Raw genomic sequence first — 600 nt, 5'->3', positions numbered from 1 at the left:
CAGAGATTAGAATTTTTCGACCTGGCTTCTTGGCATGATCAACCACTAGCACGCGTCGGCCACGCTTACCCGCTTCAGCGGCACACATTAAGCCAGCGGCGCCTGCGCCAATTACGATGACATCAAATTTTTCACTCATGGTGTTCTGCTTTACTTACCTAATCATCACTCAGCACTTCCTGTACCTGTGACGTAACCAATAAAAAAGGATGTGCGTTAACAGCACATCCTTACTCGTTGCTCGCTATTTTAGCGTCAAATTTTAACTTTGCAATTGCTCGCGTTGCACTCAATAGGCGTGCACAACCGCTCTTGAAAAGAGATCAGCTTGTTTTGAATGACTCATTGTCGATTAGACAAAGAATGCCGCCAAAAGGGTCACGCCAAGCAGAGAGACAGATAAAATGAACAGCTCTCTTACTCTATCGCACTTGCCAGTGAATACTGGGTCGTGGTGATGGTGATACTCTTTACTCTTGATGTAACTGAACAGTCTTACCTGCTTGGTTACATTGCCGTGCGTTGTGAAGAAACCGCCGCCATCGACTTGTTGATACAAAAGTGGGTGTGCTTCTCGCATAATGTAAATCAGTGTTCTTA

Annotated in this window: 2 protein-coding genes; both read right to left on the bottom strand. The window is 45.3% G+C overall.

Translation table 11 applies throughout. The features are described 5' to 3' along the window. A partial coding sequence (locus KIV40_RS29540) for an FAD-dependent oxidoreductase (protein ID WP_285352812.1) occupies positions 1-139 on the bottom strand: 139 nt, incomplete at its 3' end. A gap of 213 nt (positions 140-352) precedes the next feature. Then, on the bottom strand, positions 353-600 hold a 248-nt coding region (locus tag KIV40_RS29535; RefSeq protein ID WP_285352811.1), incomplete at its 5' end, for a universal stress protein UspB.

It is taken from the genome of Vibrio sp. D173a, from assembly GCF_030248475.1.
The sequence above is the reverse complement of the archived record's forward strand: the minus strand, read 5'-3'. Positions and strand labels throughout refer to the sequence as shown.